At 31.6% G+C, this 17165-nt stretch carries 15 protein-coding genes and 1 riboswitch; of the genes, 7 read left to right on the forward strand and 8 right to left on the reverse strand.

Features of this window, described 5'->3' with window-relative positions; all coding sequences use genetic code 11:
* Positions 1-32 precede the first annotated feature (32 nt).
* From U0D62_RS12980 to U0D62_RS13000, 5 genes are all read right to left on the reverse strand, one after another.
* Positions 33-1211: a trans-sulfuration enzyme family protein gene (locus U0D62_RS12980; protein ID WP_322287730.1), complete on the reverse strand. Its 1179-nt coding sequence runs from the start codon at positions 1209-1211 to the stop codon at positions 33-35.
* Complete coding sequence (locus tag U0D62_RS12985) at positions 1208-1633, reverse strand: OsmC family protein (protein ID WP_322287731.1); 426 nt, start codon at positions 1631-1633, stop codon at positions 1208-1210. The genes U0D62_RS12980 and U0D62_RS12985 overlap by 4 nt, the downstream gene beginning before the upstream one ends.
* 59 nt (positions 1634-1692) lie before the next feature.
* Positions 1693-4107, reverse strand: a complete 2415-nt coding sequence (gene thrA, locus U0D62_RS12990; RefSeq protein ID WP_322287732.1) for a bifunctional aspartate kinase/homoserine dehydrogenase I — start codon at positions 4105-4107, stop codon at positions 1693-1695.
* A gap of 41 nt (positions 4108-4148) precedes the next feature.
* Complete coding sequence (locus U0D62_RS12995) at positions 4149-5111, reverse strand: alpha/beta fold hydrolase (protein ID WP_322287733.1); 963 nt, start codon at positions 5109-5111, stop codon at positions 4149-4151.
* A 73-nt stretch (positions 5112-5184) separates the two neighbouring features.
* Complete coding sequence (locus U0D62_RS13000; protein WP_322287734.1) at positions 5185-6471, reverse strand: O-acetylhomoserine aminocarboxypropyltransferase/cysteine synthase family protein; 1287 nt, start codon at positions 6469-6471, stop codon at positions 5185-5187.
* A 127-nt stretch (positions 6472-6598) separates the two neighbouring features.
* A riboswitch (SAM riboswitch) is annotated at positions 6599-6715 on the reverse strand.
* A gap of 320 nt (positions 6716-7035) precedes the next feature.
* On the opposite strand from U0D62_RS13000, the gene metK reads away from it, so the two are divergent.
* The 6 genes from metK (at position 7036) to U0D62_RS13030 (ending at position 14030) form a co-directional block, all read left to right on the forward strand.
* Entirely contained in the window at positions 7036-8292 is a 1257-nt protein-coding gene (gene metK / locus U0D62_RS13005) for a methionine adenosyltransferase (protein ID WP_322287735.1), read from the forward strand.
* Positions 8293-8478: 186 nt separating this feature from the next.
* Positions 8479-8853, forward strand: a complete 375-nt coding sequence (locus U0D62_RS13010) for a hypothetical protein (protein WP_322287736.1) — start codon at positions 8479-8481, stop codon at positions 8851-8853.
* A gap of 463 nt (positions 8854-9316) precedes the next feature.
* Positions 9317-9682: a hypothetical protein gene (locus tag U0D62_RS13015; RefSeq protein WP_322287737.1), complete on the forward strand. Its 366-nt coding sequence runs from the start codon at positions 9317-9319 to the stop codon at positions 9680-9682.
* A gap of 537 nt (positions 9683-10219) precedes the next feature.
* Entirely contained in the window at positions 10220-13087 is a 2868-nt protein-coding gene (locus tag U0D62_RS13020) for a patatin-like phospholipase family protein (protein WP_322287738.1), read from the forward strand.
* Positions 13088-13112: 25 nt separating this feature from the next.
* Entirely contained in the window at positions 13113-13421 is a 309-nt protein-coding gene (locus U0D62_RS13025; RefSeq protein WP_322287739.1) for a hypothetical protein, read from the forward strand.
* Positions 13422-13514: 93 nt separating this feature from the next.
* Positions 13515-14030 (forward strand): hypothetical protein, encoded by a 516-nt coding sequence (locus U0D62_RS13030; protein WP_322287740.1) that lies wholly within the window; start codon positions 13515-13517, stop codon positions 14028-14030.
* A gap of 4 nt (positions 14031-14034) precedes the next feature.
* Here U0D62_RS13030 and U0D62_RS13035 read toward each other — a convergent pair whose 3' ends face one another.
* Positions 14035-15228 (reverse strand): heparan-alpha-glucosaminide N-acetyltransferase domain-containing protein, encoded by a 1194-nt coding sequence (locus U0D62_RS13035; protein ID WP_322287741.1) that lies wholly within the window; start codon positions 15226-15228, stop codon positions 14035-14037.
* A gap of 211 nt (positions 15229-15439) precedes the next feature.
* Between U0D62_RS13035 and U0D62_RS13040 the strand changes: the two genes are divergently transcribed.
* Positions 15440-15784, forward strand: coding sequence for a hypothetical protein (locus U0D62_RS13040; protein WP_322287742.1), 345 nt, complete (start codon positions 15440-15442; stop codon positions 15782-15784).
* A 69-nt stretch (positions 15785-15853) separates the two neighbouring features.
* Here U0D62_RS13040 and U0D62_RS13045 read toward each other — a convergent pair whose 3' ends face one another.
* A complete protein-coding gene (locus U0D62_RS13045; protein ID WP_322287743.1) occupies positions 15854-16276 on the reverse strand; it encodes a DoxX family protein in 423 nt (140 codons plus the stop codon).
* Positions 16277-16524: 248 nt separating this feature from the next.
* Positions 16525-17043 carry a DUF302 domain-containing protein gene (locus tag U0D62_RS13050; RefSeq protein WP_322287744.1) on the reverse strand — a complete coding sequence of 173 codons (519 nt, stop codon included), beginning with the start codon at positions 17041-17043 and terminating at the stop codon, positions 16525-16527.
* Positions 17044-17165 lie beyond the last annotated feature (122 nt).

Consider the following 17165-nt stretch of genomic DNA (forward strand, 5'->3'; position numbering starts at 1 on the left):
AAAAGGTCGGGTAAATCCCGACCTTTTTTGTTCTATATTTTTTCCAAGGCTTGGTTTATATCCTCGATAACATCCTCTATATGTTCTAATCCTACCGAGCATCTCACTGCTCCATCGGTAATACCAACCGCTAATTTATCATCAACTGCTAATTTACTATGGGTAGTAGAAGCTGGATGTGTTACAATAGTTCTGGTATCTCCAAGGTTAGCAGAAAGAGAACACATTTTGATATTATCAAAAAAAGTACGGCCTCCCTCTACACCTCCTTTAACTTCGAAAGCCACAATATTACCTCCTAATTTCATTTGTTTTTTTGCCACTTCATACTTAGGATGAGATTTTAAAAAAGGATATTTCACCCAATTTACTTTATCATGTGATTCTAAGAACTCTGCTAATTTATGAGCATTCTCACAATGTTTTTCTACTCGCACAGCAAGAGTTTCTAAGCTTTTGGACAATACCCAGGCATTAAAAGGAGATAAAGCTGGTCCTGTGTTTCTAGAAAATAAATAAATCTCTCTTATCAATTCTGCTTTACCTACAGTAACACCTCCTAATACTCTTCCTTGCCCATCAATGAGTTTTGTTGCTGAATGTATTACCAAATCAGCACCAAATTTAATCGGATTTTGTAAGTAAGGAGTTGCAAAACAATTGTCAATAATTAAAAGTAAATTATGTTTTTTTGCTATTGTTCCTAACACTTCTAAATCTAATACATCAACCCCAGGATTGGTTGGTGATTCGGCATAAATAATTTTAGTGTTTGGCTGAATTAAACTTTCAACCTTTTCAACTTCATTAACAGGAAAATAACTTGTCTCAATATTCCATTTCGGAAAGTACTTTGTAAATAAGGTATGCGTAGAACCGAAAACCGATCTAGCTGAAACAATATGATCTCCTGAATCTAATAATGCAGCAAAAGTCGAAAACACAGCTGCCATACCTGTAGCAAATGCAAAGCCTTCTTCTGCTCCTTCCATTTTACATATCTTATCTACAAACTCTGTAGTATTAGGATTACTAAAACGGCTATAAAGGTTTCGTTCTTTTTCTTCAGCAAAAGCTGCTCTCATCTCTTCAGAATCCTCAAAGACAAATCCAGAAGTTAGATACATTGGTGTAGAGTGTTCTAAAAACTGCGTTTTTTCTACTTGTGTCCTTACTGCTTGTGTTTCGAAATGCTTTTTATTTTGGCTCATATTTCTTTATTATTAAGCACTACCTTATAATTTATGCTGGCCGTAGGCTCCAGAGTTTTGGATACAGAGCAATATTTCTCAAAAGATAATTGTGCAGCTCTATTTGCTTTTGAAGGATCAATATCTCCTTCAAGGTATACAACAACATCAATTTCTTTAAACGGAGTTGCTCCATCAATCTTTTGGCGACTTCCATCTACTTCTGCTCGGTATGAAGTTATTTCTTGTCGTTGTTTTTTTAATATAGAAATGACATCAATCGCACTGCAACCTGCTACTCCCATTAACACATATTCCATTGGACTAGGTGCCAAATCGTGCCCCCCATTCTCAGTTTTATTATCAATATGTGTTACATGTCCTCTTTCGTTCTTAAGTTCGAAATGATAATCGTTATCTATTCTTTTAAGTTGTACTTTCATGATGCTTATTATATCTTTTAACTTATTATTATTTTGTTTCTACAACAAAATTGGAATTCTTATCCCTTTTCTGCTAATCTCAACACATCTCCAAACACTCCTCTTGCAGTAACTGCTGCTCCTGCTCCTGCTCCCTGAATCACTATAGGCTGATCTCCATATGATTCTGTATAAATCTCGAATATAGAGTCGGAACCTTTAACTTGTCCTAACGCACTACCAGAAGGAACAGAAACCAATTTTACATCTAATATACCTTTCTCTTGTGAAAGATCTCCATGAAGATCACCGATATATCTTAATACATGATCTGGCTTCTGATCTGATTTAACTTTATTGTAAACCGAGTTTAATTCTTCTAATTTTTTCAAAAATTCGTCTGCATCTCCTTCACGTAAGTTTTCAGGAATCAAATTATCGATATTAACATCGGTAAACTCATTACTCAGATCCAATTCTCTTGCTAAAATCAATAGCTTTCTTCCTACATCATTACCACACAAATCTTCTCTGGGATCTGGTTCTGTATATCCTTTATCAATTGCTTCTTGCAATACTTCACTAAACGGTCTTTCTTCTGCAGAAAAGGTATTAAATAAATAACTTAATGAACCCGAAAACACACCTTTAATTCTAGTAATGTTTTCTCCCGATAAATGTAAGAGTTTAATAGTATCAATTAATGGCAACCCTGCTCCCACATTAGTTTCATAAAGGTATTGTTTCTGATTTTCTTCTAAAGTTGCTCTGAGTTCTTTATAAAAATCAAAACTCAACGTATTTGCCACTTTATTAGAGGATACTAAATCAAACCCGTGTGCGACCAAATTAATATAGTTTTCTGTAAAAACTGCGCTAGCAGTATTATCAATTGCTATTAGGTTTTCTAAATGATTCTCATCTGCATATCGAATCACATCTTCGATTGCATAAGAAACACCTTCTTTTTCTAAAGTTGATTGCCACTCATTATCAACACCATCTTTGTTTAGTAATACTTTTTTAGAATTAGCTACTGCAAAAATATTCAAATCAATTTTTTTTCTTTTCTCAATACCCTTTGCTGATTTTAAGATCTGATCGATTAATGTACCTCCTACCAATCCATGTCCAAAAATCGCTAAATTGATTTTTTTGGCAATCCCAAAAATCCCTCCGTGTATTACATTTAATGCTTTATGTAATTGATCTTTTCTAACCACCAGACTTACATTTTTTCCGGTAACGGTATTGTTAAAAAGAATTGGAGTGATCTGATTTTTAATCAATGCATTATATGGTTTATGAAATGTACTTAGATCCTGACCTATTATTGAGATTACAGATACATTCTTTTCTACAGTAATATGGCTCACATCTTTTTTATCAAAATCTGCTTCAAATTCTTGTTCTAATATCGTTTTTGCAAGCGACGCCTGTTCAGCTTCAACAACTAGACCTATTCCCCTTTCTGATGATCCTTGAGAAATAATACTCACACTTATATTCTTATAAGCAAGTGCTTTAAAAATTCTAGCATCAACTCCCACTTTTCCTAAAAGCCCTCTTCCTTCTAAATTGATTAAGGAAACATTTTCTAAAACTGAAAGTGACTTGATTCCTTTCTTACTAGATTCTGATGTGATTAATGTTCCTTCACTATTTTGATCAAAGGTATTTAATATCCTTAACGGGATATTCTTTTCTATCAAAGGTATAATTGTCTTTGCATGTAAAATATTAGCTCCAAAATATGCTAATTCATTTGCTTCAGTAAATGAAAGTTTTTCAATTTTCTTGGCATCAGGAACTAAATCCGGGTTTGCAGTATAAATCCCATTTACGTGAGTAAAATTTTGTAATTCTTCGGCATCCAGATAATTAGCCAATAAGGAAGCTGTATAATTACTACCATTTCTACCCAAAGTAGTTGTTTCATTCTTGGCATTGGATGCAATAAAACCTGTTACTACATTTACTGTAGATCCATTGTATTTTTTGAAATGATCGGTCACATTTTCCTTGGACAACTTATCTAATGGTTGTGCATCTCCAAATTGCCCATCTGTAATGATCAACTCTCTACTATCCGTAAAATGAGCATTGACATTCTCTTCTTTAAGTAATTGCGTCACTAACTTAGCCGAAATCACCTCTCCTTGAGACAAAACCTGATCCTTTATTCTTTTACTATAATCTCCTAATAACGAAACTCCTTCAAAAAGTTTTTCTAACGTTTTGAACTCTTCTTCTACATCAACATTAGAAAAATCTGCAAGTTGATATTCCTTAAAAGCTTGTAATTGCTGCTGGTAACTTTCATTCTTAGCAGCTTTCTCTAAAATAGCTTCGAGTTCATCTGTAGAATTACCACGTGCAGAAAGTACTACCGTTATTCTCTCACCTCTTTCCACCTTATTTTTAATAATATCCACAACTGTATGAATACCTTTACCGTTAGCCAGTGATTTTCCTCCAAATTTTAAAACTTTCATTTTATTATTCAATTATTAAACCCAGAAAGGGTTTAAGTATGTTAAAATATATTTTTTAGCAACTTGTTTAATTGTTCATATTCTATAAGAAAAGCATCATGTCCATGAACAGAATTTATAATTCCATGAGTTATATTACTTTTCACCTTTTTCAACGCACTAAATGTCTCTTTATCCTCTTCTGCTGTAAAGAAAATATCAGAATCGACACTTACAATATGAATATCTGATTCAATAGATCCAGCTACCTCTTCAAAACTTCCTCTATTGGTTGTAATATCAATATTGGCAAGAATGTGATTCAGCTGTTTATATGCCGAAAGAGTAAACCTCTCTTTTAGTTTTTTTCCGTGATGAAGCAACCAACTCTCAACATTATAAATTCCTTTTTCTTCATTTATACTTCTATCAAATTTCTGTTTAAATGATTCTGGAGATCTATAAATCAGCATCGCATGTAACCTTGCATCGTGAACGGGATTACTAGAATTTAATAAGATCTGTTCTTGAACCAAACAGTTAGCTTTTAACCAATCCGAAGATTTCCAATCTGTTGCTACAGGGATAAGATGTTTAATAAGCTTTGGTTGCAATACTGCAAGTTCCCAAGCGATTCCTCCTCCCACAGAACCTCCTATAACAGCATATAACTGTCTAATCTGTAATTGTTCTAATCCCTTTGCAAAAATTGCCGCAATATCTCTTGCATTAAAAGCTTTGTGATCAGAAATTAAGTGCTTCTCAACACCATCATATCCGTTTCCTGGAATATTAAAAGATAGTATAGTATACTTATTAGTATCAATACATTTACCTTCTCCAATAAGGCCATTCCACCATCCATTTTCTCCGCAGACTGTCGAATTACCAGTTAGTGCATGATTCACCAATACTATTGGCGCACTTGATAGTGGTTTTCCAAAAACCTCATAGGTCAACGGAATTGAATGGAGGAGTTCTCCTTTTAACGTTGTATACTCAGCTATATAAATTTCTTGGAGCATATTTTAATCGATTTCTCTTTTATATTGTTAATCAGGTTTAGAAAAATTTGAGCTTTTCTTTATAAAATGATTACTATACTTCTACTTTTAGCTTTGCAAAAACCTCTTTTAAATCTGCTTTCAAATCTTCTATGTCTTCAAGTCCTACAGAAAGCCTTATCAAATCACTTGTTACTCCTGTAGATTCTTGTTGTTCTTGAGTTAATTGCTGATGAGTAGTACTTGCCGGGTGAATAATTAAAGATTTAGAATCTCCTATATTGGCTAGTAAAGAAAATATCTTTGTTTTATCCGCTACTTTTTTAGCTGATTCAAAGCCTCCTTGTACTCCAAAAGTTATAATTCCACTTTGTCCTTTTGGCAAGTATTTTTTTGCAAGATCATTATAAGGGTCTTTTTTCAATCCAGGATATTTTACCCAAGTGACTTCTTCTTGAACCTCTAACCACTCAGCCAGAGTTAATGCATTCTCACTATGTTTTTTAATCCTTATTTCTAATGTTTCTAATCCTTGTAGAATCTGAAACGCATTAAAAGGACTCAATGCAGCTCCATAATCTCGTAGCCCTTCTATTCTTACTTTGGCAATAAATGCAGCTGCTCCAATTGCTTCGTGATATACTAATCCATGATAACCAGGAGAAGGTTCAGTAAATTCAGGAAATTTACCGCTGGACCAATCAAATGTTCCTGCATCAATGATAACTCCTCCTAACGAGGTCCCATTTCCGCTAATGTATTTTGTAAGTGAATGTATTACAATATTGGCTCCATATTCAATAGGGTTCAATAATGCCGGTGTTGCAACGGTATTATCAACAATCAATGGTACATTATAGGCTTTAGCTTCATCAGCAATTGCCTTTAAATCCAGAACGTCTAACTTTGGATTTCCCAAAGATTCAACAAAAACTGCTCTTGTATTTTGTTTGACTGCGTTTTTGAAATTTTCGATATTTGACGGGTCAACAAAGGTGGTTGTAATCCCAAGTCTGGGAAGTGTAACATTCAAAAGGTTAAACGTACCTCCATACAAACTACTTGATGCTACAATATGATCTCCAGCTTTTAAGAGTGTTAATAAAGTAGTACTAATTGCTGCTGTCCCAGAAGCAGTAACAACCGATGCAATCCCACCTTCAAGAGCGGCTAATCGTTTTTCTAAAATATCATTTGTTGGATTATTTAATCGAGTATAGATAAATCCTGGTTCTGACAAATTAAAAAGATTAGCAGCATGATTTGCATCATCAAAAACATAAGAAGTGGTTTGATAAATAGGAACAGCTCTTGTTCCTCCATTAATAGTTACATCGTGACCTGCGTGTAAAGCTTCTGTAGCAAATTTCTGAGTGCTCATAATTTTCTAAATTTAAATTTTAATAGATTAAAAAAATTCAAATACATCAAACACTTACTAATTTTAAGCGTATGGATATAGAAAATTAAAAAGAAAGGAATAACAATTGCAAAATTGCAATTGTATCGAGTTATCTATTCCTAAAGCATAAATTTGATTTCGGATAGAATTTAGCACCTTCTTTATGAATAAAGGGTTGCTAAGGTTTCACAGGGTCTATTCCCTCCACCTTTCTTGATAACTAACTAAAATGTATAAGAAACTTGAGGGCAAAGCTAGTAATTATTTTTAAACAAAAAAGAATTATTTAATAAACCTTAAAAGTTTTAGAAACTCCTAAGGTTTATTCTTAAGTAATTAATGATTCGTTAAATACTTTTAAATGTGATCATTTTTTTTACCTTTGCCGAAACATTTTACAGGGAAAGATTTGACTGATTGCAACCCAAAATAATGAAATCGTATTTCATCATTAAAAATGCTAAAGCAGTTCGATTTAATATTGTGAGATCGAAAGCTTCATATTAAAATCTCGTCTAATTTTTCACACAAAAACAATAACGAATGGCATATTTATTTACTTCAGAAAGCGTATCTGAAGGACATCCGGATAAAGTAGCTGATCAGATCAGTGATGCTTTACTAGATAATTTTTTAGCTTTTGACAAAGATTCTAAAGTTGCTTGCGAAACATTAGTTACCACAGGTCAAGTTGTATTGGCAGGAGAGGTTAAATCAAAAACATATCTTGACGTACAACATATTGCCAGAGAGGTTATAAATAAAATTGGATATACTAAAGGAGCTTATCAGTTTAGTGGAGATTCTTGTGGTGTTATATCTCTTATCCACGAGCAATCACAGGATATTAATCAAGGTGTAGATCGAGATACTAAAGAAGAACAAGGTGCAGGTGACCAAGGGATGATGTTTGGATATGCAACCAAGGAAACTGCTAACTACATGCCTTTAGCATTAGACATTTCTCATAAAATTCTTATCGAATTAGCCGAGTTAAGGCGAGAAGGAATTGAAATCCCTTACTTACGTCCTGATTCAAAAAGTCAGGTTACCATAGAATATAGTGATGATAATGTACCTCAACGCATAGTTGCGATTGTGGTATCTACTCAACATGATGATTTTGATATCGATGATGATGTAATGTTGGCAAAAATCAAAAATGATATCATTTCTATTCTAATGCCAAGAGTAATTGCACAATTACCACAATATGTACAAGAGCTATTTAATGACCAGATAACATATCATATTAATCCCACAGGAAAGTTTGTGATTGGAGGTCCTCACGGTGATACAGGTCTTACTGGACGAAAAATTATCGTTGACACTTATGGAGGAAAAGGTGCACACGGTGGTGGTGCTTTCTCTGGAAAAGATCCAAGTAAAGTAGATAGATCAGCAGCATACGCTTCTAGACATATTGCAAAAAATTTGGTAGCAGCTGGGGTAGCAAATGAAGTCTTAGTGCAAGTTTCTTATGCTATTGGTGTTGTTGAACCCACTTCTATCTTTGTAGACACTTATGGTACCAGCTCTTTGGGATTAACTGATGGAGAAATTGCAGAAAAAGTGGCAAGTATTTTTGATATGAGGCCAGCCGCAATTGAAGAACGTTTAAAGTTACGTAATCCAATTTATCAGGAAACCGCAGCTTATGGTCATATGGGGAAAGAATCAAAAACCGTAACCAAAATTTTTGAAAGCCCTTATTCTGGCAAAATTGAAAAAGAAGTAGAGCTTTTCACCTGGGAAAAACTAGATTATGTCGATTCTGTAAAAAAAGCTTTTAGAATCTAATTATTTTATTATCTATTTGATGTAAATTTTTGACCGTCAAATATTTAGTGCTCAAATAGCTTGATTTGATAATTTAACAGTACCCCGAATACTACAAAAGAGCCTACGAATACTAAAATGTTAAAGTTACTGTTATTATTAACAATATCTTTAGGCGCAATGATTAAATCATCAAAATTTAGGAAAATGAAATTAAAAATTGTATTGGTAACCTTTGTCTTGTTTTTGTCTTTTCAAGTATCATTTAGTCAAGATTATAAAAGCAGTACCGAATCTGTAAAAATTCTTGATTCTAGAATAGACCAAGGATCATATAACGCAGATAAAAAAGCCATAACTGACAAATTGGTTTTAAAAGTTTCCGGAAATCAATCCAATTCCAAAACTAAAAACGATAAGTTTTACAGTGAAAAAGAATGGAAAAAAATACAGAAGCAAATAAAAAGGAATAAAAAGAAAGTTGCTAATCGAAGAGATAATATTCATTCTTCTAAAGTTATTGACACTATTTACTTAGATGTCCCTGCACTATCTGGAGAATCTCAATTATCCGGTTGGTAACAACAATTATATATAAAATTAAAAAGCTGCCTTTATTTGGCAGTTTTTTTTGTTCTTTTTTCAAACACACAACACCTAATCTGCTCTATATTAGCATTTTTATCGCCTTTTACATTCTTAAAAAAACAGAGGGAAACCATAAAATGAATATTTATTTTGATAATTTATGGTTTTCTCAAAAATCTCCACAATAGCTCAAAACCCTTGTTATTACTAACAATTCTCTTTTTACAGTAAGATTTTTAATTTCTAAATCAAAAAGATATATTTTATAACTTTTTTGAATAAAATCTTCAGCAATTACGGTACTTAACGAGTATCTCACAGGGAAATACCCCCATAATTAAATATGGATTTACCGTAATTGAAATTCATTTATTATTCCTATCTTCATATTGAAAATCAATGACTTACACCCAAATCAATAAGTTCATTAAAATATTGTTTAATTAATAAAAGAAAGATGAAATTAAAAATTGTAATGGCTTTTAGTTTTTTATTGTTACTTCAGATGTCTTATGCGCAGGATATCAAAACCGTAAAGAAGCCTCTTAAAACTAAAAACGCCAAAGTAAATGATACCAAAGATTTTGACACCACTTCAAACATTCAAGATTATTCAAAGCTTAGTTCATTAGAAAAAGAATCAAATACCAAAACTTCCAAAACATATACTGACAAAAAATGGAAGAAAATAGAACGACAAATCAAAAGAAATAAAAAGAGAATCTCTCAACAAAAACAAGAAATTAAAGCTTCTAAAATTATAGATACTATATTTCTTGATATTCCAAAATTCACAAACGATACTAGATTATCCGATTGGTAATCTATGATCACAAAACTAAGATCAATTGGCAATATCTAGTCAGTTGATCTTATAATTTAATCAAGTTTTTTTGTCCCATCTGACGTCTTTTTAATTTTTATACATGAAAAAAACTACCTAAACCATCTTAATTACCCTATTTTCAAACAATTAACACTTTCTCTTTATAAAAAGGTCTTTCTCCCGAAACCCTTACTACTTCTATGATTAATCGATAATTACTTGGATATAGTTAAAAAAAATAAACTTTACTTTTTTAAAGGATTTTTGAAACAAAAATCGAGTAATTACAATAGCTCAGGCTCCATTTACAGGGAAATAACCCCTTTATCAGGTGTGGTTTTTCCGTAACCGATTTCATTATTTTATTCGTAGCTTAAGACTATAAAGATACCCCTTATAATCTTCCTAAAAATATTACCGCTTAACAGAAAAACTATTGGTTTTATACTCTGCTAATTGCAAGTATTAAATATCAACGTATAAAAAGATACTTTTTTATCAAAACCAAAATATAAACCTAAGCACTGTATTATCATGAAAAAAACATTACGAATTTGTCTCGCTATGGGTGGAGGAGTTTCTCTAGGTTCTTTTTCTGGATCGGCATTAACAGAAGCACTTAAATTATTAATTCTCTATGGAAAAGGAGAAAATGATGAACCTTATGAAGATGTCATTGTTGACGGAATGAGTGGTGCAAGTGCCGGAGCCATCGCCTTGACAATCATGCTAAAATGTCTTATCGATTATCATTCTATGATTCCTTTATACAGCAACAATTTAACTGAAGATGAATTGTTGAATGAAATAGCAGCAGATTATTTTAATAATGATCTGCAAATCGCGAAACAACATCATAAAATTGAAGCTTTAAAGGCCTTGCAATTGGCACAAAAGATCCAATACAAACTATGGGTAGACGAGGTAAATTCTTTGAGATTATATGGAAGTAAAGTCAAAAAAGATTATAACGCCGACCCTAATAAATCCTTTGCTTTACTTGACAGAGAACTCCTTGAAAGTTTAACAAAAAAATATTTAATGGTTACTGATGGAGTTGATATTTCACGAAGACAACTATTGGATAATAATCGTGTGATCTTTGCCTGTTCATTAACAAATCTTCTGCCGATAGAAATGGATTTCTCTCACAAAAAAAAGAGAAAACTTGAAGAAAATGTTTTAAAATCAGTAGGGTCCGAAAATCATTCTGAATTAAGAGTTATTGACTTTGTTTTTGAACAAGATGCCGTCACCGATAGTAATAAAGATACTGATAGCAGATGGATAAAATTCTGTAAAAATCCTGATGTTAATAATCCAACTCATTTTGAAATCACTTCAAAAGAAGCTTGGTCTACCATAGCAGCATCTGCTTTGGCTTGTGGAGCTTTTCCAATTGCATTTGAACCCGTATTATTAAAAAGATATCAGAGAGAATTTGGCGATAATGAGCATTCTACCTGGCCTAAATCTTTCAAAGATATTCAATCTGAAATCAAAACTTATAGTATAAATCATCCTGATACAGAGTTTAACTACAATTGTGTTTTTAATGAAAGAAAAGAAAACACCCTTGACTATACGAGTTTTAATTTTCCTTATATAGATGGCGGTACTTTTAACAATGAACCCATAAAAGAAGCCTTTAAAATAGGAACGTTTCAGGATTTTGGGCGAATAACTCATACTCCAGAAAATGAAGAAAGACTTATTTTATTTGTCGATCCAATCGTACGAAAAGAACAATACCACTCTTTTAAAGTATCTTCTTTTGAACCCGTTAAAACTTCAGACAACCAAGTAATGTTCAAAAATGAGCTTAGTAAACTTATGGGTAACGTATCAGGTATTATTGGAGTGTTAGCCAATCAAGGTAGTATTAAGGAAGAGCATAAAATGATTGACGTAAAAGAAAATCTTGCACTTAGAAGTAATATGTTCAATTACCTCAATGCAAACACTACTATGGGAGAAAATCTTAGTATTGCAGTCATAGGTACCGCTTTTGATAAAATAGAAAAGAACCTGAATGGTAATATTATTTCTTTAGGAACAAGAGACCCTATTACATATTTTCTTACAGAAATTAAAAAAAGTTGTGATCAACAGGGAGAAAACTCTAATGCTTGCCTCTTGATTACTCGCGAAATGCTTGAATCTGTAAAAGAACAAATTATTCTAGATCGTAAAAACAATACTCAAACTGGTATTGGGGATGTCTTTAATAAGCTTAATCTTCAAACTCCAGCAGATCGAAATGCCTTTGCGCAAATTGTGTTTAAAGTAGTGACTGATTTTGCACTCAATACCGGTGGTAAAAGCAAAAATGCTTATCGCGCCGCTATTATGCCGATAAACAAAAAGTTAGAAACGATAGAATTACCGGGAACAGAAATAGAAGCATTTGGAGGGTTTGCTTCTTTAAAAGCAAGAAAATATGCATTTGAGTTTGCTAGATTAAGTACATTAATTTCATTAAAAGAAAACAAAGAAGGATTCAGACCTGGTAGTCCTTTTATTGTAGGTCAGGATTTTGTAGCTCTAGAAAATCAAATTACCAAAAAAATTGAAGCAATCAATTTTTTCAATAAAGACAATCCATATGCCAATGATCTTAAAAAAGATCTATACGAACCATCTGTAAAACGTATTAAAGGTATTTTATTACAAAATAAATTTATAAGCTTTTTACTTCTCAAAGTTCCTTTTGTTGCCACTTCTCTTCTAGGAACAATCGCTCTACCTATAACTTCTATATGGTTATTGGCAAAGTCATTATTTAAAAAATCTCCCTGGAGAGGTTCTAATCTTTTGAAAAAATTCATCAAACATAGCGTTGATCAGGTTAACTACTTTTCATTAGAACCAGTGACAATTTCTATTTTAAGTGATTCAAAATTAAACAAAGCTTTATTAGTAAAATCTTCTGATCAAAAAATAACTAAAAGAAAAACATTAGAATATAAACAAGGGAATCGGCACCAATATTTTTTTCAGGTGTATCTTCTAGAATATATCAAGGATAACAAAACACCAGATATCATCTCCCCTAATTTTGCATCTTTAAAGATTAGATCTGAACTAGTAGAACGAATAGGGCTATCTCTATCTGGTAAAGTTAAAATCCCTAATCATATTGACGGAAACTTAAATCCCACAGAAAAGCGAAAAGCTATTGAACAAAACTATCCCGAAAGTATTGATGAAATGAGAATCGGAAGAGTTAACCTACCTAAATTACCATTAGCAATTAATAATATTTCTAATGCATTACATTATTCTTTAAAAAACATCAATTATCACGTAAATCCAATTCTCGAAATCGATGTTAACCAACTTAAAAAAGGATGGTATTTTAAAGAACAAACTGAATCACTAGACAAAAAACTATTAAGCTAACAGTCAAAAATATAATCACAAAAACATGAATCTTAACAGAAACTTTAATCAGGAGTTATATACTATAATTAATAACCGTATAATCACAAACGGTTTTGAATTATCAAAAGATTTACAAAGAGAGCTCAAGGATTTAATACGCAAAGGATTAGATAATCTTTATCCCTTTGATGATTTAACCGAAAATAAAATAACCGAAGCCAAAATAAATTCATTAGTTCTGGCTGATGCTTTATTAGCTGAAGGAATTAAAAAAGGGGGTATAAAAATTCTAGATTCTGATACCTTAAAAAAAATCAAAAATAGTATTTGTCCTTTATTTCCATTTTGTTAGACATGAAATAAGTCATAATAATCAGGTTGATATCCATCGATATGATTACTTGACGATTCCATCTAACCATTAAAGAACAATAAATATAACCAGATGAAAGAAAACGTAAAAAAAGCATTTGATTTTGCATCTGATGCTTCTAAACAATTAATTACCTTATCTACAGGAATTATAGCGCTCACCATTACTTTTGCTAAGGATATTTTGAAAGATTTTGGCAATGAATCTTTTAATTGGTTATTTTGGGCCTGGGGATTTTATATTCTTTGTGTTTTCTCAGGTGTTTGGGCAAAACTTGCTATGACTGGTACGCTTCAGCCCAGCTCGAAAAAAGAAAAAAATTCTACTTCAGACATTAACATAAGGCTTAATCAAATAACAGAAGAAAAGGAACCACACATATATGATCGCAATATTAGAATTCCTTTTTTAATCCAGGTATCATCTTTTGTATTTGGTTTAGTTTTTACAGTAATATTTGGTTTTAAATCAATACAATATCAAAATAGTAATCAAAACATTGAAACCAAAAATAATAAAGAAATCATCAGAATTACAGAATATCAGATCGTTCATTCTAAAAATATTGACACTTCCAAAACTGACTAAACATCTACCTTCTGTTATATTTCAAAGCATTATAACCTCTTCTTAGTCTACTTTTTATAAAAGAAACAGAAATGATGTTTTTTGGCAATTCACTATTTAATTTATTGTAAATCAACAGTTTACTTTGATCAATTTTGGATTTAAATTCTACCTCATATTTGTAATAGGATAATACTAATGCACAAACTCCTACTATAAAAAATGCAGCTCCAATAATTATTTCTAATGGTTCTAGCGAGCGATAAAAAAAACGACTTAACCCTAATCCAAACCAACTGCCATATAGTACAAAGAAATGGATGATATAAATGGATAAAGTTCTTCCTCCTATTTTAGCAATTATCGGTGCATTGAGATAATTTCTTAATATCAAGAATATGGTAAAAATAATGGTCACATTTCCTAATCTTATAAATAAGAAATTATTATAGGCTACAGATTTAAAAACCATAACCCCACTAAGATCATATAATAACATAAGTCCTTTTGAAGAATAGAATATCAACAAAAAGCCTATAAATGTCATTACAGAAATAATAAAGGGATAAAATCGTACCTGTTTTCCATATCTTATAAAAATCACTGCTAAAAACCCTCCAAAACAAACATATCCGAACCAAGGAAACAATGTGAATATAGAACCATATTTATTAGTGAAATAATTGGCAAATGTTTCTGGTAAAAACTCTAATAAGAGTACATCATAAAGAGGTTGTAAAAGAAAAATTAATACTCCTAACACCAATAATAAATACTGAAAAAGTTTTATGTTATATCGATACGACATTAAATACAATCCTATCAACATAAGTAGTGAGATCCCGATACACTGCAATACATCTACATAAAAAAATGATGAGTTTACAGTTCCCTCAAAAATGGAAAAAGCACTTAACCTCAATAGATATCCCCAGAAAATAAGTTTTATTGCTCTTTTGACACCTTTTATTACTCTAGGATTATTTTTCCCTTTAGATTTTTGTTTTAATATCAGAAATGTAAAAACAAAACCCGTTATAGTAAAAAAAGTAGGTGCCGTCATACCTCGAAAATACTCCCATATACTATAAACTATATTAGTTTTATCTCGGTATATGTTACCAAGAAGAGAATGCACAAAATGCCCTTGCAACATCATCAAAATTGCAAATGCTCTTATAGCATCCAAAAAGTGTAACCTTTTGGTTGGTTTATTCATGGTTTTAGTGGTTGTCGGTTTTGACCCAAAAACCAGTCTTGAGCCATATTATTGTTTAAAAGGCGCAAAGCTAACTATTTTTTATACATCTTTAACACCTTTTTAACTATTTTAAATACTGATTTTCAAATAGATAACAAATCCATTTTTTAAACAATTCCAAAATGGTGTGATTATTGGTGACTATCAATATATTTTAAAAACCAATTTTATGAAAACTGATACTTTTAGCAAAACCATACTTACAATCATTGCTGCTTGCCTAGTGATTATTGTATTAAGAGACATCAACATGATTCCCAAAGCGCATGCCAGCACATCATCAACCTCTATAGGATATGGTTTGGTTCCGGTCAATGAAGATGGCTCAATTACTGTGAGATTAAGTAATTATGATGTAATAGATGTTAATATTAAAGATATTGACACCTATGATAAATTAAAAGTTGACCTTAACAGCATAAGTACTAACGAAGAATTAGATATCAATATTGATGAAGTTGGAGGAAGCTACCTTTCTAGTGGTGGCCCAATTAAAGTAAAAGTTCAGAATTAATTAAAAATAGCCTGGTGAAAGTAATTTACTATTGTCACCAGGCTATTTTTAACAACGAATTGTAAAAAGTTATTGTTGCATTTTAAGATAATAATCTGTTGAATGTTTTCCTGATCCATAAAACAAAAAGAAAACACACAGAATAAAAATTATGCTGGCAATAATAAGATTAGCAACATTCATTTCGCCCACAAAATTAATTATAATTGCTCCTATCAATAACGGAAGTTGTGCTACAACTGACCATCTTGTTAATAATCCAAAAGCAATTAATATTCCTCCTATCAAATGTGCAGGAGCTACATAATGAATAACGATCATAGATCCAGCCAAATTTTGAACCGGTTTTAGTAGATCTACCAGTATTTGACTATTACTTAAAAAATTTATTCCTTTTATAAATAAAAATACCCCTAGGGCAATTCTTAAAAGGTCTAAAGGATAATAAGAATGCGCATTAGCCCATTTGTTTAATGACTTAATAGTTGGCATGACAAATAGATTTATTGGTTACACCACTATAAGATACTGATTTTTAAAACAATAAAAAAAAGGAGATTTAATTTCTTTCTCCTTTAACTTTTTATTTAACCGATACTTCCGTTACTTTTTTCACAAGCTTTTATCTACTATATACAATCAAAAAAGTAAAAGAAAGAATTGTCAAAATAAGGAATTTCTTGATTTTGAATCTGTTGTTATCAATAAAACCAAATTTTGGGAATGTTCTGTAGGATCAATTATAATCCCGCAGCTCCATTTGTAATGTTATCCAATGCTCCACTTACCTTTTTTAATATCTCTTCATTTCCGGTAATCTCATGCCTCTTCTGTAGATATGCAGGGTTATTATAAGATATATTGATATTATCATCGCTATCCTGCCATACCAGAATTTTTTGTGGTAAATCTAACCCAGTGGTTTGAGAATTTTGCATTAATGGTGTTCCTAATCTTGGGTTACCAAATAAAACAATACGTGTTGGTCGTAAATCTAAACCTACTGAACCGGCATTGTTTTGATGATCTAATTCTGCAATTATTTTAAGGTTTGGATTATTGGTGATTATCTTTATTAAAGAGTTGTATGTTTCTTCAAAGTTTTTAGTGCTTTTTTTAGTAATTATTCCTTGTTGTGTTGTAATTTCCATATTCTTCTTTGGTACGATTTGTCCTTCTTTAGACGTATTATTTTGTTTTTGATTACAGGACATCAAAATGAAAACTAACAAAAACCAATACCATACTTTATTTGTCATAATTCTATTTTTTAACCTAAAGATAACCGAAAACAAAAATTGAGGTTTTGAGTTTATTATAAGATTAACAAAGAGAAAAATAGAAAACCCCAGTAGTAAAAAAACGACTGGGGTATTTAATC

Origin of the sequence: Aquimarina callyspongiae (assembly GCF_034322225.1) — a bacterium.
Classification (GTDB): Bacteria; Bacteroidota; Bacteroidia; order Flavobacteriales; family Flavobacteriaceae; genus Aquimarina.

Bases quoted from the DNA above. Each gene is read 5' to 3' on its own strand.
- U0D62_RS13030 (WP_322287740.1), top strand. From the start codon at position 13,515: ATGAAAGAAAACGTAAAAAAAGCATTTGATTTTGCATCTGATGCTTCT.
- U0D62_RS13000 (WP_322287734.1), bottom strand. From the start codon at position 6,471: ATGAGCACTCAGAAATTTGCTACAGAAGCTTTACACGCAGGTCACGAT.
- U0D62_RS13025 (WP_322287739.1), top strand. From the start codon at position 13,113: ATGAATCTTAACAGAAACTTTAATCAGGAGTTATATACTATAATTAAT.
- thrA (WP_322287732.1), bottom strand. From the start codon at position 4,107: ATGAAAGTTTTAAAATTTGGAGGAAAATCACTGGCTAACGGTAAAGGT.
- U0D62_RS13050 (WP_322287744.1), bottom strand. From the start codon at position 17,043: ATGACAAATAAAGTATGGTATTGGTTTTTGTTAGTTTTCATTTTGATG.
- metK (WP_322287735.1), top strand. From the start codon at position 7,036: ATGGCATATTTATTTACTTCAGAAAGCGTATCTGAAGGACATCCGGAT.
- U0D62_RS13045 (WP_322287743.1), bottom strand. From the start codon at position 16,276: ATGCCAACTATTAAGTCATTAAACAAATGGGCTAATGCGCATTCTTAT.
- U0D62_RS12985 (WP_322287731.1), bottom strand. From the start codon at position 1,633: ATGAAAGTACAACTTAAAAGAATAGATAACGATTATCATTTCGAACTT.
- U0D62_RS13020 (WP_322287738.1), top strand. From the start codon at position 10,220: ATGAAAAAAACATTACGAATTTGTCTCGCTATGGGTGGAGGAGTTTCT.
- U0D62_RS12995 (WP_322287733.1), bottom strand. From the start codon at position 5,111: ATGCTCCAAGAAATTTATATAGCTGAGTATACAACGTTAAAAGGAGAA.
- U0D62_RS13010 (WP_322287736.1), top strand. From the start codon at position 8,479: ATGAAATTAAAAATTGTATTGGTAACCTTTGTCTTGTTTTTGTCTTTT.
- U0D62_RS13035 (WP_322287741.1), bottom strand. From the start codon at position 15,228: ATGAATAAACCAACCAAAAGGTTACACTTTTTGGATGCTATAAGAGCA.
- U0D62_RS13040 (WP_322287742.1), top strand. From the start codon at position 15,440: ATGAAAACTGATACTTTTAGCAAAACCATACTTACAATCATTGCTGCT.
- U0D62_RS13015 (WP_322287737.1), top strand. From the start codon at position 9,317: ATGAAATTAAAAATTGTAATGGCTTTTAGTTTTTTATTGTTACTTCAG.
- U0D62_RS12980 (WP_322287730.1), bottom strand. From the start codon at position 1,211: ATGAGCCAAAATAAAAAGCATTTCGAAACACAAGCAGTAAGGACACAA.